The following is an 18,041-nucleotide window of genomic DNA, read 5'->3' as shown; positions in this document are numbered from 1 at the left end:
GACCAGATCATGCCCGGTACGAGACGAAGCGGGAGGACGCTTTGACGGAGCGCCATCCTGCTTGTGGCAGGCGGACACTTTGAAGCGCACGACGGACCTCGATCAGCGGCAACAGGAGGACCACGATGGCTAAAGCGAAGAAGGCGAAAAAGAGCAAGAAGGCCAAAAAGGCCAAGAAGGCGGTAGCAGCGAAGAAGAAATCCGCGAAGAAGTCGGCCAAGAAGTCTGCAAAGAAGGCCGCCAAGAAGTCAGCAAAGAAAGCCAAGAAGGCACCGAAGAAGGCGGCAAAGAAAGCTGCCAAGAAAGCTGCCAAGAAGGCAGCTCCGAAGAAGGCCACCGCGCCGAAGAAGGCCGCCAAGAAGAGCGCGCCGAAGAAAGCGGCCAAGCCCGTCGCCGCTCCTCCGCCGCCGGCGCCCGAACCCGCGCCGCAGCCGGCCCCGAGCTGGGCGACGCCGAGCGATGAGCAGGCCTCGACCTGGAGCGCGGGCAGCTCGTCCGAAGGGGGCGAGCACCACTAGCCAGGTCTTCAAACCCGCTGTCCAAACTGCCGGGCGGGGGATGGAGCAGATCATCGCAAAAGCCGCAGCGGTTGCCGCTGCGGCTTTTTCCGGCTCCGGCCCGTGCTTTTGCGGGCAGAGCGATTCGCCGCGCGCATGTTCGCGGCGCGCATCGGCCGATCGCTTTCCGGTCCGTCCGCGCTCAACCGCTACGAGAGCGCAAGCAACTTGTTGTGCGAATGCAACACCCGCCAACCAACGTGAGGCAAAACTGCAAGAACGCCTAAAAAGTCAGCACATGCCGGACTTTTTGGCTTCTCCACTTTGGCCATGCGCTTCAGATTGATCACGCAAGATTTGGTTGCAGTCGGTTATCGCATGCCCTGGGGGGCCACCGGAATCGGGCTGTTTGGAAAGGTGATGGGGATCGTCATGAAGAAACTGGCTTTGTTAGCAACGGCGCTAGCAATGATTTCTGGCTCGGCCATGGCCGCCGACATGGCCGTGAAGGCCGTCAAGGCGCCGCCGCCGGCACCGTTCGATCCCTGGGACGTCGCCTTCGGCGGCGGCATCATGAACGACTACATCTTCCGCGGCGTCACCCAGTCCAACCACAAGCCGTCGGTCACCGCCTATTTCGAGCCGCGCTACAACGTCACCAAGGACTTGCAGCTCTATGTCGGCGTGTCCGGGGAGAGCATCTCGTTCGCGAACCGCGCCGCGGCTGAAATCGACGTCTACGGCGGTATCCGCCCGACCTTCGGCGCCTTCGCGTTCGATATCGGCGTCTGGGGCTACCTGTATCCGGGCGGAACCTGCCAGTTCGGTGCGCCTTTCGACACGGCCGGCAAGCCGCTCGGCGCCGAGTGCGCCACCAACTTCCTCGTCAACGGCAACGTGATGAAGAAGGACGTCAGTTTCTTCGAAGTCTACGGCAAGGCCACCTACACCGTGAACGACAACTGGGCGTTCACCCTGAACGAGTATTACACGCCGAGCTTCCTGAACAGCGGCGCTTGGGGCAACTACACCTCGATCATCGGCAAGTGGACCGCGCCGAGCACCACCTTCGGCTCGAGCGGTGTCGGCATGTACGTTTCCGGCGAGTTCGGCCGTCAGTGGTTAGGCACGACGGACTCGTTCTACGGCGTCCCGGCTTTCCCGAACGGCATCAAATATGCCGACTACAACACCTGGAACGTCGGCATCGGCTTCACCTACAAGGTGTTCACGCTCGATCTGCGCTACTCCGACACCAACCTGTCGAAGGCGAACTGCAACGCTTTCACCAGCGACTACACCGCCCGGTTCAGCAGCAGCTTCTCCCCGATCAACCCGACTGGCGTCGGCTCCAACTGGTGCGGTGCCGCCGGCATCGCCAAGCTCTCGGCCGACCTGACAGCGATGACCAACCTGAAGTAAGGGGTTCTACTTAGGGTGGGCGGCGGCAGAGCAATCTGCCGCCCCTTTTGTTTTTGCAGGGCCCACTGGGATGAAAATGGAGCGGCCGCGGACGGCGACCGAGGCGACCCGGCCGCGCGGCGATCTCATTGCCGGCGCGGTGGCCGGCCTTGGCGGCGCGATCGCCATCGCCACCATGGAGTGGTTCTCGGTGACCACCCATTACCCGCTTGCCGTGATCCCGTTCGCGACCTCGATCGTGCTCGTGGTGGGATCGCCGGAGGCCGCGCCGGCGCAGCCGCGCGCTCTGATCGGCGGCCATGTGGTGTCGGCGCTGACGGGCTTTGCGGTGCTGGCCCTGACCGGACCGCATCCTTGGGCGGCGGCGGCCGCGGTCGGCCTCGCCATCCTCGCGATGTACCTGACTCGCACCTTCCATCCGCCGGCGGGGATCAATCCGCTGCTGATCGTTTCCAACAACCTGCCCTGGTCGTTCCTGCTCGCGCCGGTGCTGGCCGGCGCGCTGCTGCTCGCCGCCTTCGCCTATGCCTGGCACCGCTGGGTCAGCCGCAGGCTCTGGCCGCGGCCGCCCCGATCCTAGGTCAGGACGCCGCGGCCTTGACCGCGTCGCGCAGCGTGAAGCGGTCGCTGTCACGGACGAGCACGACGTTGCGCTGGTGGAAGGCGTCCAACGTCGAGCGGTGGCCGATCGAAACGATCGTGGTCGCCGGCAGCCGCTCGGTGATGAGCCTGTACAGCGCCGCCTCGGAGGGCTCGTCGAGCGAGGCCGTCGCCTCGTCGAGGAACAGGAATTGCGGCGCATGCAACAGCGCACGCGCGATGCCGAGGCGCTGCTGCTCGCCGAGCGAGAGCATCCGGTTCCAGTGCGCCTCCTCGTCGAGCCGTACCGCGAGCTGCGGCAGGCCGACGGCGGCGAGCACGTCGCGGACCCGCCGGGCATCATACTGCGCGGTTTCGCCCGGATAGACGATCGCCGCATGCAGCGAGCCGATCGGCAGATAGGGGCGCTGCGGCAGCATCATTAGCGTCGCGTCCGCCGGGATCTCGATCGCGCCATGGCCGAACGGCCAGATGCCGGCGACCGCGCGGAACAGCGTCGACTTGCCGGCGCCGGAGGGGCCGGTGACCAGCGTCCGCTCGCCGGGACGGAAGCTGAAACGGTCGGCCGAGACCAGCGGCGCGCCGTTCGGCAGCTTGACCAAGAGTTGCGGCAGCGTGATCGCGCCGCCCGCCGCCGGCGCGGTGTGGATCGAGGCGGCATCGCGCGCCAGCTGTTCGGCGCCCGCGATCGAGCCCTCGAACCCGTCGAGACGGGCGATCACGGCGCGCCATTCGGCCATGGTGCGGTAGACCGAGACGAAGAACGACAGTGCATCCTGCACCTTGCCGAAGGCTTCGGCGATCTGGATCAGTGCCCCGAGCTGGATCGACTTGTCGACGAAATAGGCGGGTCCTGCCAGGGCGAACGGAAACACCACGGCCGCCTGCGCATAGCTTTGCGTGAACGCCGTCAACCGCTTGGTCCGGCTCATGATGCCGTACCAGTTGGCGACGACGCGGCTGAACCGGTCGGACAGCCGCTCGCGCTCGGCTCCCTCGCCCTTGAGCAGCGCGATCTGCTCGGAGTTCTCGCGAACCCGCACCAGGTTGAAGCGGAAGTCCGCTTCCAGGCGCTGCTGGTGGAAGTCGAGGTTCACCAGCGGCGAGCCGATCCACTGCGTCAGCAACGTACCGAAGATCGCATAGACCAGCGCGCCCCAGACCAGATAGCCCGGAATCGAAAAGTCGCTGCCGAACAGCAGCAGCGGCACCGACGCCGACAGCCCCCAGAGGATCACCACGAAGGACACCAGCGTCACGATCGAGCTCAAAAGCCCGACGCCGATCTGCAGCGTCCGCTCGACGAACAGCTTCACGTCGTCGCTCATGCGCTGGTCGGGGTTGTCGGCGGTGTCGCCCTGCAGCTGCATGCGGTAGTGGTTCGCGTCGTGCAGCCAGCCGCCGAGATATTGGTTGGTCATCCAGTTGCGCCAGCGGATCTGGAGCCACTGGTTCAGATAGAGCTGATAGACGCCGAGCACGACCGCAACCGTCGCCAGCGCGCAGAACACCAGCATCTCGCGCTTGAAGCTGTCCCAATCCTTGTTCTGCAATGCGGTGTAGAAGCGGTTCCGCCACTGGTTGACCAACACGTCGTTGCCGACCAGCAACAGCTCGATTGCGATGACCGCGCCAAGCAGGCCGCGACCCGCCCATTTATCCTCGGAGTTGAAATAGGGCGTGGCGATGCGCCACACGGCCGCGAGCGTCGAGCGAATGTTGTTCACAGATTATCGTCTCCGGGGGATGGGCCGCAAAGGCCTGAAAAATCGGGACAATCGGAAAGCGCCTAGACTAAAGTCTGAGATCTGGCATGCAAGCGTTGGCTTGTCCCGGTATTCGAGTCAACCCTAGCATGGCGACAACGGCGAGGGGCGGGGGACCTTCAGATTTCGCGAGGATGTGAGCGATCGTTCGGATCGTGGATCCTCGGAGCCGGCCTGGCATATTCGACTTGCTCCCGCGATCACGCCAGCGCGCCTGGACCGTTCACGCCGGCCGTCGCGCTGCATAACGCGTGGGGAGGATCCGCAACATGTGGAATCAAGTCTACAACCCGCTCGGCAGCGCCGTGCTGTCGACCGTCGCGGCCGCCATTCCGGTGGTCACGCTTCTGGTCCTGATCGCGAGCGGCAAGGTGAAGGCGCACATCGCCGCCATCATCGCGGTGATCGTGACCAACCTGATCACGATCTTCATCTTCACGATGCCGGCCAACATGTCGATCCGCGCCACGCTGCTCGGCGTCGTCACCGGGTTCTTCCCGATCGGCTGGATCGTGCTCAACGTCATCTTCCTCTACCAGGTCACGGTGAGCTGCGGAAAGTTCGAGCTGCTCAAGCGTGCGATCGGCGGCGTCACCGAAGACCGCCGCCTGCAACTGCTCCTGATCGCGTTCTCGTTCGGCGCCTTCTTCGAGGGCGCGTCCGGCTTCGGCACGCCGGTTGCGATCACCGGTGCGGTGCTGATCGGGCTCGGCTTCTCGCCGCTGGCAGCCTCGGGCCTTTCCTTGATCGCCAACACCGCGCCGGTCGCCTATGGCGCGCTCGGCACGCCGATCCAGGGCCTTGCCTCGGTCACCGGGCTTGATCCCTACATCCTCGGCGCCATGGTCGGCCGGCAATTGCCGGTGTTCTCGCTGATCGTGCCGTTCTGGGTGGTGTGGGCGTTCGCGGGCTGGAAGGGCATGAAGGACGTCTGGCCGGCGATCCTGGTCACCGGCATCTCCTTCGCGGTCCCGCAATTCGTGATCTCGAACTACGTCAATCCCTGGATCGTCGACATCGGCGCATCGCTGATCTCGATGGGCGCCCTGATCCTGTTCCTCAAGGTGTGGCACCCGCGCGAGCTCTGGCTGTCGCCGGCGCTGCGCCACCACGATGATTCCGCGGCGACCATGGCGCCGGCCAAGCCGCTCGACAAGACGCCGCTGACTTCGTCCGAATTGTGGGGCGCGCTCTTGCCGTGGATCATCGTCTGCGTCGTGATGCTGATCTGGGGCAACGGTGCCTTCAAGACCTGGGCGAACTCGATCTTCACCTACAACTTCCCGGTCCCCGAGCTCGACAAGCTGATCAACAAGATGCCTCCGGTCGCGGCCAAGCCGACCCCGGAAGCGGCGGTGTTCAGCTTCACCTACCTGTCGTTCACCGGCTCGGGCATGCTGATCGCGGCGATCATCTCCGGTCTCCTGATGGGGGTGTCGCCCGCCAAGCTGGTTGCGGAATATGGCCGCACCATCAAGCTGTGCGCGATCTCGCTGATCACGATCTCGGCGATGCTGGCGATCGGCACGCTGACCCGGCTCTCCGGCGTCGACGCCACCCTCGGCCTCGCCTTCGCCGCGACCGGCGTGCTCTATCCCTTCTTCGGCACGCTGCTCGGCTGGCTCGGCGTCGCGTTGACCGGATCGGATACGGCCTCCAACGTGCTGTTCGGCAACCTGCAGAAGATCACCTCCGAACAGCTCGGCCTGTCGCCGATCCTGATGGGGGCCGCGAACTCGTCCGGCGGTGTGATGGGCAAGATGATCGACGCGCAATCGATCGTGGTCGCTTCCACCGCGACCAACTGGTACGGCCACGAAGGCTCGATCCTGCGCTACGTGTTCCTGCACTCGATCGTGCTGGCGTGTCTGGTCGGCGTGCTGGTGACGTTGCAGGCCTATGTCTATCCGTTCTCAATGATGGTCCTGAAATAGACGGCCCATCGGCGATCGACGAGACAATCCCCGCGGGCGTGAAACCCGCGGGGATTTCCTTTTCAAGGATTTTTTCTCGCGCCGCCAATCTGGCCAAGCGCATCCTCGTCCAATACAACGGCGGGCGTTGAAGGCTTGCGAATTGCAGGGAATGGTATGGTGTCGGTCGGACGAATCTTGAAGGGCGGCGTGGCCGCGTCGATGCTCTTGGCAGCGACCTGCGGATCGATCCGCGCCGTGGTTGCGCAGGAATTCCCCTTCGGCTTCGAAATGATGCTGGATGCCGCGCGCATGCCGGGCTCCAAGCGGATTCCCTCGCTCGACATCGGCGATAATGGCGAGGTGTCGCTCGAGCTCTGGTGCAAGGGCGGCAAGGGACAGTTCTCGGTCGCCGGCAACACCATCATCTTCGTCCCCGGCGCGATGGAGCCGCGCAACTGCCCGCCCGATCGCGCGCAGGCCGACGACGATCTGCTGGCGGCGCTCGGCGACATCGCGACCTGGAAGCGACAGGGCGACGACGTCACGTTGATCGGAAGCAAGTCGCTGCGGTTTCGCATCAACACGAATTGACGCCGGCCAAACGTCAACCACAGCCCACGGCAGTGAAGCTACTGAGCGGTTAGGGCGTCGCGACCAATCCGCTCGCGGTGGCGACGATCCAGCGGTTGCCCCAGCGCACGATGGAATCGACGCGCCCGAGGCCGGGGACCGTGTCGCCACGTGCAGCCATCCGGATTCCCTCGGGACCCTCGAGAACCGCGGTGCCGTCGCGCACCTCGACCACCGACCATCCGGGAATCGTGGACGGCCTGGTTTCCGGTGCGGGTCCGAGCGCTTGCGGCCTCGCCGCGGCGGCGACGCTGGCCGGGGTCGTGCCGGCCGGAGCGGCTGCGTTCGCCGGCAGGCGAGCGGACGTCTTGGGCAGGCTTCCTGTGACGACGGGATCAGGCGCAGAGGCCGCCTTCCGCGCACCCTCCATTTTGCAGCTCGGCCTCGCCTCGGCAATGTGGGGCGGCGGAGCTTCCTTTTGCGCGACGGGACCAGCGGCGGGCGCGCTCGCGAAGCCGGGCCAGTTCAGGCCGCCGACCCATCCCAGTCCGAAGCTTGCCACCACGGCGACTGCGACCGCCGCGATAGTGCCGATGCGATCGACGAACGATTCCCGCAGCACCAGGACGGCGTCGTGATTGCTGTCCGGGAGGTCCCACGGCTCCGCCGGCGGCTCCGGCAATTGATTGCCGGCCGCATCTCCCGGCCTGATATTTTCGAGGGTACTCGGCTCGCGGTCTTGCATGGCGTGACCTACGTTCGGCTTGCCGATGATGATCCTCGAAGCTGAATCGAGTCTTAAGACTCAGTGACCGGACTGCGGCATCGCGCGCGAAGCACGTCCAGCCGGGCATCGGCAGGCCCGCGTATTGACCAACTCGCGACGCCATCGGACATTCGCGGCATGACAGACTTCGGGCGGGCGGTCCTCGTGGTGTTCGGCGGTCTTCCCGGAAGCGGAAAGACCACGATCGCACGCGAGCTGACCAAGCGGTTATCTGCAACCTATCTCCGCATCGATGCGATCGAGCAGAGCCTGCGCGCAGCCGGCGCCGACGTCGGCACAATGGGCTACGCGATCGCGAATGCGCTGGCGGCGGAGAACCTCAGGCTGGGCCGCGCCGTCGTCGTGGATTGTGTCAATCCCGTCGCCGCAAGCCGGCGCGGCTGGCGGGCGACGGCGCGGCAAAACGCCGCCGCGATCATCGAGATTGAGGCCCTTTGCAGCGACGCGTCGGTGCATCGCAGCCGGCTCGAAGGCCGCCTCCCTGATCTCGACGGCCTCAAACTGCCGACATGGGACGACATCGCGGCCATGGTCTACGAGCCCTGGGACCGGGCGCATGTCGTCCTCGATACGGCCAACGACTCGATCGAGTATTTGGTTGATATCGCGGAGGCGCATGTCCGTGGAGGGGTGCTTACGGCTGCGGCGAAGGCGAACATCGCACCCGAAGACCCGAGGCAGCCTGAGGTCCGACGCCTCATCGCCGAGTCGGATGCCCATATGCAGGCGCTCTATCCCGCCGAAAGCAATCACCTCGTGGACGCCGACGCGCTTGCAGCCTCCGACACGACCTTCTTCGTGGCGCGCCGCGATGGCGAAGTTGTCGGATCGATCGCGTTGCGGATCATCGCGCCCGGACATGCCGAGATGAAGCGCATGTTCGTGCGACCGGGCGCGCGGGGCGCCGGGCTCGGCCGGCGCTTGCTCGAGGCGCTGGAAGAGGCCCCGCGCGACGGCAGCATGTTGAGCGCATCAGCCTCGAGACAGGGATCAAACAGCCGGAAGCGATCGGACTCTATCGCGCGTCGGGCTATCGGAAGTGCGCGCCGTTCGGGACCTACAAGCCCGACCCGCTCAGTCTGTTCATGACCAAACGCCTCGCGTCCTGAGCACGGCACGTTGTCTGTTTCGCGGTGATCGGCGACGCCACGCCGAAAGCGTGCGCGTCATCCGGCCATGCTGATTTGGTGAGGAGCGCGCCGACCGCAACGAAGAGTTCGGTCCTTCAAGCCGAAAGGGCCGCTGACCAATTATCAGCGGCCCTTCCGGGAAAAATGGGCTCGGAATAATACTGCCCCTGCTCTGCAATGATCGTAACCTAGGCGAATTCTCACCGCCTGGGGATTCCGGATAACTACCGTCAGAGTCGGTGTCCCAAGTTCGTCCCCCCTGAGCCTGGGGAATGCTCGCCGCCCCCGCTGTTGGCGCGCGTGCGAGAGACAACCGGGCTCGCTTTCGCACCGACTTGCCCGCGTCCCAGCGCTGACTCGTTGGCCGGCGAGGGCTAGCGGCCTTGCCGGCCCGCATCCAGAATATCGAGCACGGGGCACTCGGGCGTCGCGCCGTCGGAACATTGCGCAACGGTTTTCGCCAGAATGGCCTCAAGCCTGCTGAGGTCGGAGAGCTTTTGGCGAATGTTGGCGAGATGCGCGCTCGCGATCCTGTGCACGTCGGCGCATGGGGCGTGCTCTGGTCCTCCCAGGGCAAGCAAGGCGCGAATCTCCTCAAGGGTGAAACCCAGCTCGCGGGATCGCCGGATGAAGGCCAATGTTCGCGCCTCGGCGGCGCCGTAGACCCGTCGCCCGCTTGCGGTGCGCGGTGGCGCCGGCAGCATATCGATGCGCTCGTAATAACGGATCGTCTCGATGTTCACGCCGCTATGCTTGGACAATTCGCCGATCGATAGGCCTTCCGCTCGCGAATGTGTGATGGCGTTCATCAAATCGTCCTTGATCCTGTAGTGACTACAGGATGCATGGTATAGCCATGAAAAGCAACGGAACCGCTCACCTCGCCGACAATCAGCGGCAACAGCGTCTCGTCGCGGCCGGTGGCCTCCTCGGCGCACTCGCAGCATCGTCATGCTGCATACTGCCACTCGCCATGTTTGGTCTCGGGGTCAGCGGAGCCTGGATCGGGAATTTCACCCGCCTTACTCCCTACCAGCCCTACTTCGTCGCGGCGACAGTCGCGTTCCTGGGCTACGGCTACTGGCTGGTTTACCGGTCGGGAATGCGTGCCTGCGCCGTTGGAGATGCCTGCGCGCGACCGCTGCCGAGCCGCATCGTCAAGGCGAGCCTCATCCTGGCGACAATTCTCGTCGCCGCTGCGCTCGGCCTCGATTTCATCGCACCCCTCTTTCTCGACTCGTGACCGGAGAACGCACGTGAACAAGCTCGCTATGCATGCCACTTTCGTTGCCGTCGTTTTCGCATCTTCAACGGCGATGGCCGCAGACAAGACGATCACGCTTGCAGTGAAGAACATGGACTGCGCGGCATGTCCCACCATCGTCAAGGCAAGCCTGCAAGCGGTTCCCGGCGTGACCGGGGTTGTGGTGTCCTACAAGGACAGGACGGCAACGGTCACCTATGACGATGCCAAGGCGGATGTGGGCCAACTGACCTCGGCCACCACCAACGCAGGTTATCCGTCTGCGCCCAGAAGCTGATCGAAGAGCTGATCCGATGCTTCTTCAATCAACCATTACCTGTCCGCACTGCTCCGTCGCGAGAACGGAGACCATGCCGACCGACGCCTGCCAGTTCTTCTATGTGTGCACCGGCTGCGGCACGAAGCTGAAGCCAAGGTCGGGCGATTGTTGCGTCTTCTGTTCCTACGGCTCGGTGCCGTGTCCCCCCATTCAAGCGCAGCGGGCTGGCGAGCCCGATTCCCTGCCGTGCTGTGGGTAGGTCGCAGTGAGCAGCCGGGAGGCGGATAGCTCGCGCGACTGGCTCAGCAGCAGAAGCGCCAGCATGCTCGCGTGGTGGATACCGCTTGCGCTGATGATTGCCGGGCTGCTGGTTCCGGTATCGTTGCGAACCGCTGGTTGGGCAATCGCCCTCGCATGGATGGGCTTAGCGTGCATGTTGAATGCGCGGCGTTGTGGCCGCACGCACTGCCGCTACACCGGGCCTTACTTTCTCGCCATGATCTTGCCCGTGTTGGCGCTGGGTGCCGGGCTCGTCTCCGTCGGTTTGTTCGGGTGGATTTCGATGGTCGCGATCATCCTTGGCGGAAGCGGGCTCATCTGGTGGGCCACCGAGCGAACATGGGGCGGGTTTCACTACGGCCTGTACTCGTAAATTCGGTCGTACGCCTCACTGTCGTCGATGTCCGCTGAGCTCCTAAAGTGACGCAATTGCTGCGCGGCAGCGAATGATGCAATGGGCCCAGAAACCGACCTTCGAAGAAGAGCGGTTTTCTGGCAGGGACTGCAACCGCAGATGTAGGTTGTCACGCAGCAAGAAATGGTCTCACTTCGGCCAACGTCTCATCCGGCACCTCTTCGGCCAGCCAGTGGCCAGACGCCAGACCCTTGCCCGATACCTGTGTCGCTCGCTCTCGCCATATTGCGAGCACATCGTATTTTCGGCCGACGAGGCCCTTCGCGCCCCAAAGCACCAAAACCGGGCACGCGACCTTTTTGTCCATGTCATCGTGGACCAGATCTATCGAGGCCGCCGCCCGATAGTCCTCGCAAGAAGCGTGAATGGCGGCCGGATCACTAAAACATCGGCGATATTCAGCATAGGCCTCCGGCTCAATGTATTTTGGCATAGCTGACCCCATAAAGAGCTTAAGTACTGTATCGACGTTATTCCCGATGAGGGTCTCAGGAAATGGAGCGGGAAGGATAAGGAAGAACCAGTGAAAATAAGCAGAGGCGAATTGCCGATCCGTCGTCTTGTACATGTAATAGGTGGGGATGATGTCCATCATAACCAGTTTGGTGAGCCTGTTCGGATGATCGAGTGCCAAGCGATGGCCTACGCGCCCCTCGATCATGGCTAACCATCGCGAATTGTTTGAAACCAAGCTGTTCCATTACTTCGACTTGATCCAAAGCCATGGCGCGCTTTGAATAATTGATGTGATTGTCACCATCTTCTGGCTTGCCGCTGTCGCCGTAGCCCCGGAGATCTGGAATGACCACCGTGTAATTTGCCGAAAGCTGGGGAGCGATCTTACGCCATTCGACGTGAGTTTGTGGGTAGCCATGTAGAAGCAAGATCGGTGGGCCATTGCCTCCGACAAGCACATTAATGGTCGTTCCACTGGTTTGGATTGTGTGGCGTCGGAAGCCCGGGAAGAAGTTGGACGGGACGTCGGTCGGCGTCTGCGCGAGGGCAGGCAAGGCCTGTGCAGCAAATCCCGCAGCCATGGCTCCCACGGAAGCTCCAAGAAAAGAACGACGCGCCAGCGGAGATGACTTGAGGTCGAACATGAAATTTCCTCCCTCTAATCTGATCGCTTGCGCAAATATACAGAGCAGCGCCATCAGAGGCTCAATACCCAAAATACGGGCGTGGTCTGCGACTGAGGGACGACGGCAGCCTACCGTCGCAACCTCCGTTTTGGATCACGAGCTAACTCATGCATCGCAACGCCGAGTGCCTAACCCTACCACACCGCGCGTTGTGCGTTGCAGCGATTCTGGTAGCCGACTTCCGCAACGGGTCGTTCTCGATAGAGTCGGCCGGCTTTGCGCGCCAGTTGATGTCAGCTTGTCTCCAAAAGGGAGACCCTCGGGGCAAGGACGACAAGCGGAATGCGCGTTGGAGTTGGCCAGAGCGCTATGATTCAAACTCCCGAGCGGGAGCTTTGAATGATGCGTTATGAACTCGCCGATCATGAGCGGGCCGCCAAACCAGCCGCGTGGCGGTTCGCGAGTGAGCGACCTCGCTCGCATCCAGCTCGCGTCGACTCGCCCCCACCGACTTCGCGGAGGCACCTCCTATCCCGATCTACTCCGCGCGAGCTTGCTCCTCTCGGCGCGCACGCGGAGCGAGGAGAGCCTACTTCCACACCGACCTGTCGGCGTCCCAGCGCTGGCCGCGAAACTCCTTGGCGAGCGCTTCGATCGCGCCGTTGTCGTCCTTCGGCTCGCCGCCTTCCTCGTCGCCGCTGGTGTCTTCCGACAAATTGAGCTTCGCGCCCGCGCTCTCGTCCGATGTCGAGATCACCGGGCTCGAGATCCACAGCATCAGCCGGTCGGAGGCGCCGGGTTTGTCCGAGGAGACCAGCGCCGTGATCTCGAGATTCTCGGTGAGGCCGAGCGAGGGATAGATCTGGCTCGGGCGCTTGAAGATCAGCTTCAGCTTGCCGGTGTTGGCGTTCCAGGCTGCGGTCGAGGATTTGGCCGCCAGCGTCCTGGTGAGGACGCCCGCGACCGCGGTCGCGATCTTGTCCTTGTTGATCTTGTCGCCGCTCATCCAGTCGGCGCTCGCGAAGCGGATGGTGCGGTCCATCTCCACCACGCCGCTGGTCCAGCCCGCCGCGGTGACGCCGGGCGCGGACTTCGCCTTGGCGAGCAGCGCCGGCGAGCGCTCGGGATCGACGGTGAGGTTGATGGTCTGCTCGCCGGCGCGCATCGCATCGCACGTCACGGCGAGGCTGTTGACCCCGATCTCGACGGGTTCGCCCTTCAGGCCCTTGAGGAAGTCGGCAGCGGAATCGAGCTTCACCCGCACGCCGACCGATTCCGGCGACACTTCCGTGAAATCCTTCGGCTGCGGCGTGATGCCGTCGTCGGTGGTCTGGTTGTCCTGGAATTCCTTCTCGCTGAGGTCGGAATTGTCAGATGAGGCGACCTCGGTCACGGTCTGCCCGATCGTGATCTGGCCGCGGAATTCAAAGCTGTCGCCGGTCTGCTTGCGGGTCAGCTTCACGGTGACCGGCTGCTTTTCGATGACGCTCTGCGTCGTGCCGGAGAGGGTCTGGCCGCTGACCGCGAGGTTGGCGATGAAGCGGTCCTTGCGGTCGGATCCCTTTTCGGCGGGGTAGCAGACGTCGAGCACCACTGCGGTGACCGTCTTGCCCTGGCGCGTCTCTTTGAGCACCACGTCGGCGTTGCCGTCCATCAGGCCGTCGATCGCGGTGAAATAGCGCGTCTCCGGCCCGCCGGTTCCGGCCTTGGGCTGGAGTTTCATCTGGGCAAGGGCAGGGGCTGAGGCCGCGACGAGACCGAGCAAGAGCAGTGTAGGCGCGCGCATGCAGATTTCCTCGACAGGCAGAATCGGTTCCGCGGGTAAGTAGCAAACCTGCATGTCATTGGCCAAAAAAGAAGGCCGCCCGGAGGCGGCCTTCGATCTCAATGCAGATGTGCTGACGGGGCTTAGAAGCCGCCCATGCCGCCCATTCCGCCCATGCCGCCGCCCGGCATCGCCGGGGCTGCGTCCTTCGGCAGTTCGGCGACCATGGCCTCGGTGGTCACGAGCAGGCCGGCCACGGAGGAGGCGTCCTGCAGCGCGGTGCGCACCACCTTGGCGGGGTCGATGATGCCCTTGTCGACCATGTCGACATAGTCCTCGGTCTGGGCGTCGAAGCCGAAGGTCTCCGACTTGTTCTCGAGGATCTTGCCGACCACGATCGAGCCCTCAACGCCGGCGTTCTCCGAGATCTGGCGAACCGGAGCTTCCAGCGCCTTGAGCACGATGTTGATGCCGGCCTGGACGTCGGGATTGGCGTTGGTGAGACGGCCGACCGCCTTCTTGGCGCGCAGCAGCGCCACGCCGCCGCCGGGCACGATGCCTTCCTGCACCGCGGCGCGGGTCGCGTTCAGCGCGTCCTCGACACGGTCCTTCTTCTCCTTGACCTCGATCTCGGTCGCACCGCCGACCTTGATCACCGCAACGCCGCCGGCGAGCTTGGCAAGGCGCTCCTGCAGCTTCTCGCGGTCGTAGTCCGAGGTGGTCTCCTCGATCTGCGCCTTGATCTGTGCGACGCGGGCCTCGATGTCCTTCTTCTTGCCGGCGCCCTTGACGATCGTGGTGTTCTCCTTGTCGATCACCACCTTGCCGGCGCGGCCGAGCATGTTGATGGTGACGCTTTCGAGCTTCATGCCGAGCTCATCGGAGATCAGCTGACCGCCGGTCAGGATCGCGATGTCCTCCAGCATGGCCTTGCGGCGATCGCCGAAGCCCGGCGCCTTGACGGCGGCGACCTTCAGCCCGCCGCGCAGGCGGTTGACCACCAGCGTCGCCAGCGCCTCGCCCTCGACGTCCTCGGCGATGATCAGGAGCGGACGGCCGGACTGCACCACGGCTTCCAGCACCGGCAGCATCGCCTGCAGGCCGGACAGCTTCTTCTCGTGCAGCAGGATGTAGGCGTCCTCGAGCTCGGCGGTCATTTTCTCGGCGTTGGTGATGAAGTAGGGCGACAGGTAGCCGCGGTCGAACTTCATGCCCTCGACGATGTCGACCTCGGTCTCGAGCGACTTGTTCTCCTCGACCGTGATCACGCCTTCATTGCCGACCTTCTGCATCGCCTGCGCGATCATCTTGCCGATCGCGGCATCGCCATTGGCCGAGATGGTGCCGACCTGGGCGACTTCCGACGAGGCGGCGACCGGCTTGGCGCGCTTTTCGAGGTCCTTGATTACGGCGGCGACCGCGATGTCGATGCCGCGCTTGAGGTCCATCGGGTTCATGCCGGCGGCGACCGACTTGCCGCCTTCGCGGACGATCGCCTGCGCCAGCACGGTCGCGGTGGTGGTGCCGTCACCGGCAGTGTCGTTGGTCTTGGAGGCGACTTCGCGCAGCATCTGCGCGCCCATGTTCTCGAACTTGTCGTCGAGCTCGATCTCCTTGGCGACGGTGACGCCGTCCTTGGTGATGCGCGGGGCGCCGAAGCTCTTCTCGATGACGACGTTGCGGCCCTTCGGGCCGAGCGTCACCTTGACGGCATTGGCGAGCACGTCCACGCCGCGCAGCATGCGCTCGCGGGCGTCTCCGGCGAATTTTACGTCTTTGGCAGCCATTGAATTTTCTCCTGATTGATTAGGTACGGTCGCCGCTGTCCGTGCTCGTCATTGCCGGGCTTGACCCGGCAATCCATCGCCTCTGCAAGATTCTTTTGAAGATTGATGGATGCCCGGATCAAGTCCGGGCATGACAGTGGAGAGGGCGGCGACGCTCGGTTTCGCGGCTCTAGACCAGCACGCCCATGATGTCGGACTCCTTCATGATCAGGAGTTCCTCATTCTCGAGCTTGACCTCGGTGCCTGACCACTTGCCGAACAGCACGCGGTCGCCGACCTTGAGGTCGATCGGGATCAGCTTGCCGGCCTCGTCGCGGCCACCCGGGCCGACGGCGACGATTTCGCCCTGGGAGGGCTTTTCCTTGGCCGTGTCCGGGATGATGATGCCGCCCTTGGTCTTCTCCTCGGCATCGATACGCTTGACCACGACGCGGTCGTGCAGCGGGCGGAATTTGGATTTAGCCATGACGTTCCCTCTTGGAGGCTTGGTTTCAGGTCCGGTTCATCGGGACCGGCATTGAATGCCGGTCGCCAGGCGCCGGGCAGGACGCCCGACGGTTTAGCAATCATGGTGCTAGAGTGCTAATTGCGCGCCGGGAAATATGGCTTGGCGCTGTTCCTGTCAAGCAAAGGGGTTAAGGCCTTGGTGAGGCCAATATAGGATGGTGGACCGGAAACCAAATCGTAGCGATGACGTAATTTCGTCAGACGTCATTGCTCCGCCTTTAGTTTTACGCTTGGCTGCAGGACGGGTGCGGCCAGGATATTATCGGGGGATACGAATGAACAGGTCACTCAACGCGCGCATGGCCGCACAGCTTGCGGCTGTCTCGGCGCTGACCATTTTCCTGGCGGCCTGCAACAGCATGAGCCTGCCGTCGCTGTCGGGGAGCCCCGAGCCCGCGCCGGAGCCGGGGGTGGCCCCGGAAATGCCTGCGACAATCCGCGGCGACGAGATCGTCGGCCGCTGGGGCCTTGCCTCGTTCCAGAACCCCAACGACCGCGCCCGCACCGAGGCCGCCGCGCGCTCCCAGTGCAAGCAGCCCTATGTGATCGGCGCCGGCCAGTCCGGCGGCGTCATCATGCACCTCGCCGACCAGGCCACTCCGCAGGAACTGCGCCTGAAGGGCTCGCCGAGCGGCAAGAACTATATCGGCCCGCCCGGCCCGACCCCCGGCGAGCAGGATCGCGAGATCGTCTCGTTCGACGGCCGCGTGCTGATCACCCGCTTCGTCGACAAGGACGCCGCCACCCGCTACGGCAACATGGTCTACGTCCGCTGCGCGCCAAGGGCGTGAGGGGCAACGCAATCTCAACTTGAGTCAGGCCGCATCGACGGCGCACCTCTCCCCTTGTGGGAGAGGTCGGATCGCATCGTGAGATGCGATCCGGGTGAGGGGTTTGCCTCCGCGGGTGAACCTCTCTCGCAACGAGCCCGCGGATAGAACCCCTCATCCGGCGCCGTAGCCGATGCAAAGCATCGGCGTTCTACGAAACGGCGGCCGGAAGGCCGCCTAGGCCACCTTCTCCCACAAGGGGAGAAGGGAAGGGGGCGTCGACCGTCCGAACAAAAACAAAAAACGCCGGCATCGCTGCCGGCGTTTTGTTGTCTGTGCCTGATCCGTTCGCTCAGTTGAACATCGCGTCGATGTCGTCCTGCGAGGCGTGGCCGGCGTCGCCGTCGAGCTTCGGGCCGTTGAGCAGCTTGGCGTCGCCCTCGCGGGTGTCGACGATCGCAGGCGTATGCGCCTTGATGGCGTCGACGCCGCCCCAGATGTTCATCATCTCGTAGATGTGCTGCTCGATGAACTTCATCGTCTGCATCACCTTGTTGATGCGCTGGCCGGTGAGGTCCTGGAAGTTGCAGGCCTCGAAGATGCCGACGACGCGTTCCTGAATCTCCTCGCTGAGCAGCTTCTGCTGGTCCGGCGTCACGTTCTTCGACAGCGCGGTCGCGGCCTGGTCGATCGCCTCCGCCGCCTCGAGGATCTGCTGGGTGGCCTGTTCGGTGCCGCCGACGACCGCCCCGAGCTCGCCGTTGACCTTGGCCATCTCCTCGCCGTTGAAGCTCTTGCCGTGCAGCACGGCGATCTCGCGCTTGGTGCGGGAGATCGCGTCGTGGATCAGGTCGAGCTCGACCTTCAGCTTCTCGCATTGTTCGATCTGCGCGCGATAGGTTTCGAGCAGCGCAGTCGTTTCCGCGACTTCGCGTGCCACCGAGGCTTCCGTGGTTTCGGTCACCGCCGCGCGCTGCATGCCGCCGGCCGCCATCTGGGCGCGGATGGAGCGAAGCTCCGCCATGATCTCGCGATGCATCGGGCCAATGTCGCCGCCCTCGGCGACCACTGCTTCCGGCATCGGCATCTCTCCCATCATGGATTGTTCAACACGAAAACGCTTGCGACTGACCGACATGAGTTCATTCCCGCCCATTCACTTCGCCCGTTCTAGACGACGGCGATTTAACGTGAGGTTCACGCGGGAACAGTTTGCTATTCAAAC

19 protein-coding genes and 2 pseudogenes are annotated in these 18,041 nt (G+C 63.9%); 12 read left to right on the top strand and 9 right to left on the bottom strand.

Translation table 11 applies throughout. From position 1 onward, the window contains the following. Positions 1–125 precede the first annotated feature (125 nt). The 3 genes from ACFFWD_RS13825 to ACFFWD_RS13815 all read left to right on the top strand — a co-directional run bounded on the left by ACFFWD_RS13825 (position 126) and on the right by ACFFWD_RS13815 (position 2,499). Positions 126–518: a histone gene (locus ACFFWD_RS13825; protein WP_376965893.1), complete on the top strand. Its 393-nt coding sequence runs from the start codon at positions 126–128 to the stop codon at positions 516–518. A gap of 411 nt (positions 519–929) precedes the next feature. After that, the gene (locus ACFFWD_RS13820) at positions 930–1,919 is read left to right on the top strand and encodes a TorF family putative porin (protein WP_376965891.1); all 990 of its coding nucleotides are present in this window, start codon (positions 930–932) and stop codon (positions 1,917–1,919) included. 76 nt (positions 1,920–1,995) lie between these two features. Continuing rightward, positions 1,996–2,499: an HPP family protein gene (locus ACFFWD_RS13815; protein ID WP_376965889.1), complete on the top strand. Its 504-nt coding sequence runs from the start codon at positions 1,996–1,998 to the stop codon at positions 2,497–2,499. 1 nt (position 2,500) lies between these two features. On the opposite strand, the gene ACFFWD_RS13810 is transcribed toward ACFFWD_RS13815, so the two are convergent. Beyond that, on the bottom strand, positions 2,501–4,246 hold the full coding sequence (locus ACFFWD_RS13810; RefSeq protein WP_376965887.1) for an ABC transporter ATP-binding protein/permease: 1,746 nt from the start codon (positions 4,244–4,246) through the stop codon (positions 2,501–2,503). A gap of 308 nt (positions 4,247–4,554) precedes the next feature. Between ACFFWD_RS13810 and ACFFWD_RS13805 the strand changes: the two genes are divergently transcribed. Both ACFFWD_RS13805 and ACFFWD_RS13800 read left to right on the top strand, forming a co-directional pair. After that, the gene (locus ACFFWD_RS13805) at positions 4,555–6,219 is read left to right on the top strand and encodes an L-lactate permease (RefSeq protein WP_376965885.1); all 1,665 of its coding nucleotides are present in this window, start codon (positions 4,555–4,557) and stop codon (positions 6,217–6,219) included. 201 nt (positions 6,220–6,420) lie between these two features. Beyond that, the gene (locus ACFFWD_RS13800; RefSeq protein ID WP_376965931.1) at positions 6,421–6,792 is read left to right on the top strand and encodes an META domain-containing protein; all 372 of its coding nucleotides are present in this window, start codon (positions 6,421–6,423) and stop codon (positions 6,790–6,792) included. Positions 6,793–6,841: 49 nt separating this feature from the next. Here the strand turns inward: ACFFWD_RS13800 and ACFFWD_RS13795 are convergent, their stop codons facing one another. Then, entirely contained in the window at positions 6,842–7,516 is a 675-nt protein-coding gene (locus ACFFWD_RS13795; protein WP_376965883.1) for a hypothetical protein, read from the bottom strand. Positions 7,517–7,675: 159 nt separating this feature from the next. Between ACFFWD_RS13795 and ACFFWD_RS13790 the strand changes: the two are divergent. Further along, positions 7,676–8,026 (top strand): annotated as a pseudogene (locus ACFFWD_RS13790) (P-loop nucleotide/nucleoside kinase family protein); the annotation flags it as partial. 189 nt (positions 8,027–8,215) lie between these two features. Continuing rightward, a pseudogene (locus tag ACFFWD_RS13785) lies at positions 8,216–8,667 on the top strand (GNAT family N-acetyltransferase). 395 nt (positions 8,668–9,062) lie between these two features. On the opposite strand, the gene ACFFWD_RS13780 reads toward ACFFWD_RS13785, so the two are convergent. Next, a complete protein-coding gene (locus ACFFWD_RS13780; RefSeq protein ID WP_376965929.1) occupies positions 9,063–9,497 on the bottom strand; it encodes a MerR family transcriptional regulator in 435 nt (144 codons plus the stop codon). Positions 9,498–9,544: 47 nt separating this feature from the next. Here ACFFWD_RS13780 and ACFFWD_RS13775 point away from each other — a divergent pair, with 47 nt between their 5' ends. From ACFFWD_RS13775 to ACFFWD_RS13760, 4 genes are all read left to right on the top strand, one after another. After that, positions 9,545–9,931 (top strand): mercuric transporter MerT family protein, encoded by a 387-nt coding sequence (locus ACFFWD_RS13775; protein ID WP_376965881.1) that lies wholly within the window; start codon positions 9,545–9,547, stop codon positions 9,929–9,931. A 13-nt stretch (positions 9,932–9,944) separates the two neighbouring features. Further along, positions 9,945–10,229 (top strand): cation transporter, encoded by a 285-nt coding sequence (locus tag ACFFWD_RS13770; protein ID WP_376965879.1) that lies wholly within the window; start codon positions 9,945–9,947, stop codon positions 10,227–10,229. 16 nt (positions 10,230–10,245) lie between these two features. Further along, positions 10,246–10,470, top strand: coding sequence for a GDCCVxC domain-containing (seleno)protein (locus tag ACFFWD_RS13765; protein WP_376965877.1), 225 nt, complete (start codon positions 10,246–10,248; stop codon positions 10,468–10,470). Positions 10,471–10,533: 63 nt separating this feature from the next. Further along, positions 10,534–10,863: a hypothetical protein gene (locus ACFFWD_RS13760; protein ID WP_376965875.1), complete on the top strand. Its 330-nt coding sequence runs from the start codon at positions 10,534–10,536 to the stop codon at positions 10,861–10,863. 151 nt (positions 10,864–11,014) lie between these two features. Here ACFFWD_RS13760 and ACFFWD_RS13755 read toward each other — a convergent pair whose 3' ends face one another. The 5 genes from ACFFWD_RS13755 to ACFFWD_RS13735 form a co-directional block, all read right to left on the bottom strand. Continuing rightward, complete coding sequence (locus ACFFWD_RS13755; RefSeq protein ID WP_376965873.1) at positions 11,015–11,338, bottom strand: alpha/beta fold hydrolase; 324 nt, start codon at positions 11,336–11,338, stop codon at positions 11,015–11,017. Positions 11,339–11,393: 55 nt separating this feature from the next. Continuing rightward, positions 11,394–12,005 carry an alpha/beta fold hydrolase gene (locus tag ACFFWD_RS13750; RefSeq protein ID WP_376965871.1) on the bottom strand — a complete coding sequence of 204 codons (612 nt, stop codon included), beginning with the start codon at positions 12,003–12,005 and terminating at the stop codon, positions 11,394–11,396. 571 nt (positions 12,006–12,576) lie between these two features. Beyond that, positions 12,577–13,773, bottom strand: coding sequence for a hypothetical protein (locus ACFFWD_RS13745; protein ID WP_376965869.1), 1,197 nt, complete (start codon positions 13,771–13,773; stop codon positions 12,577–12,579). A gap of 122 nt (positions 13,774–13,895) precedes the next feature. Further along, the gene (gene groL, locus ACFFWD_RS13740) at positions 13,896–15,539 is read right to left on the bottom strand and encodes a chaperonin GroEL (protein WP_376965867.1); all 1,644 of its coding nucleotides are present in this window, start codon (positions 15,537–15,539) and stop codon (positions 13,896–13,898) included. Between the two features lie 169 nt (positions 15,540–15,708). Continuing rightward, positions 15,709–16,005: a co-chaperone GroES gene (locus ACFFWD_RS13735; RefSeq protein WP_376965865.1), complete on the bottom strand. Its 297-nt coding sequence runs from the start codon at positions 16,003–16,005 to the stop codon at positions 15,709–15,711. Positions 16,006–16,321: 316 nt separating this feature from the next. Between ACFFWD_RS13735 and ACFFWD_RS13730 the strand changes: the two genes are divergently transcribed. Next, on the top strand, positions 16,322–16,837 hold the full coding sequence (locus tag ACFFWD_RS13730; RefSeq protein WP_376965863.1) for a hypothetical protein: 516 nt from the start codon (positions 16,322–16,324) through the stop codon (positions 16,835–16,837). Between the two features lie 331 nt (positions 16,838–17,168). Here the strand turns inward: ACFFWD_RS13730 and ACFFWD_RS13725 are convergent, their stop codons facing one another. Further along, positions 17,169–17,954 (bottom strand): protein phosphatase CheZ, encoded by a 786-nt coding sequence (locus ACFFWD_RS13725; RefSeq protein WP_376965861.1) that lies wholly within the window; start codon positions 17,952–17,954, stop codon positions 17,169–17,171. Between the last annotated feature and the right edge of the window lie 87 nt (positions 17,955–18,041).

This window comes from Bradyrhizobium erythrophlei, from assembly GCF_042430365.1.
Classification (GTDB): Bacteria; Pseudomonadota; Alphaproteobacteria; order Rhizobiales; family Xanthobacteraceae; genus Bradyrhizobium; species Bradyrhizobium erythrophlei.
Note: the sequence above shows the minus strand (reverse complement) of the source record. Positions and strands in the feature narration are given on the sequence as shown.

Bases quoted from the DNA above. Each gene is read 5' to 3' on its own strand.
- ACFFWD_RS13750 (WP_376965871.1), bottom strand. From the start codon at position 12,005: ATGTTCGACCTCAAGTCATCTCCGCTGGCGCGTCGTTCTTTTCTTGGA.
- ACFFWD_RS13735 (WP_376965865.1), bottom strand. From the start codon at position 16,005: ATGGCTAAATCCAAATTCCGCCCGCTGCACGACCGCGTCGTGGTCAAG.
- ACFFWD_RS13805 (WP_376965885.1), top strand. From the start codon at position 4,555: ATGTGGAATCAAGTCTACAACCCGCTCGGCAGCGCCGTGCTGTCGACC.
- ACFFWD_RS13795 (WP_376965883.1), bottom strand. From the start codon at position 7,516: ATGCAAGACCGCGAGCCGAGTACCCTCGAAAATATCAGGCCGGGAGAT.
- ACFFWD_RS13780 (WP_376965929.1), bottom strand. From the start codon at position 9,497: ATGAACGCCATCACACATTCGCGAGCGGAAGGCCTATCGATCGGCGAA.
- ACFFWD_RS13775 (WP_376965881.1), top strand. From the start codon at position 9,545: ATGAAAAGCAACGGAACCGCTCACCTCGCCGACAATCAGCGGCAACAG.
- ACFFWD_RS13760 (WP_376965875.1), top strand. From the start codon at position 10,534: ATGCTCGCGTGGTGGATACCGCTTGCGCTGATGATTGCCGGGCTGCTG.
- ACFFWD_RS13725 (WP_376965861.1), bottom strand. From the start codon at position 17,954: ATGTCGGTCAGTCGCAAGCGTTTTCGTGTTGAACAATCCATGATGGGA.
- ACFFWD_RS13825 (WP_376965893.1), top strand. From the start codon at position 126: ATGGCTAAAGCGAAGAAGGCGAAAAAGAGCAAGAAGGCCAAAAAGGCC.
- ACFFWD_RS13800 (WP_376965931.1), top strand. From the start codon at position 6,421: ATGCTCTTGGCAGCGACCTGCGGATCGATCCGCGCCGTGGTTGCGCAG.
- ACFFWD_RS13765 (WP_376965877.1), top strand. From the start codon at position 10,246: ATGCTTCTTCAATCAACCATTACCTGTCCGCACTGCTCCGTCGCGAGA.
- groL (WP_376965867.1), bottom strand. From the start codon at position 15,539: ATGGCTGCCAAAGACGTAAAATTCGCCGGAGACGCCCGCGAGCGCATG.
- ACFFWD_RS13745 (WP_376965869.1), bottom strand. From the start codon at position 13,773: ATGCGCGCGCCTACACTGCTCTTGCTCGGTCTCGTCGCGGCCTCAGCC.
- ACFFWD_RS13730 (WP_376965863.1), top strand. From the start codon at position 16,322: ATGAACAGGTCACTCAACGCGCGCATGGCCGCACAGCTTGCGGCTGTC.
- ACFFWD_RS13820 (WP_376965891.1), top strand. From the start codon at position 930: ATGAAGAAACTGGCTTTGTTAGCAACGGCGCTAGCAATGATTTCTGGC.
- ACFFWD_RS13815 (WP_376965889.1), top strand. From the start codon at position 1,996: ATGGAGCGGCCGCGGACGGCGACCGAGGCGACCCGGCCGCGCGGCGAT.
- ACFFWD_RS13755 (WP_376965873.1), bottom strand. From the start codon at position 11,338: ATGCCAAAATACATTGAGCCGGAGGCCTATGCTGAATATCGCCGATGT.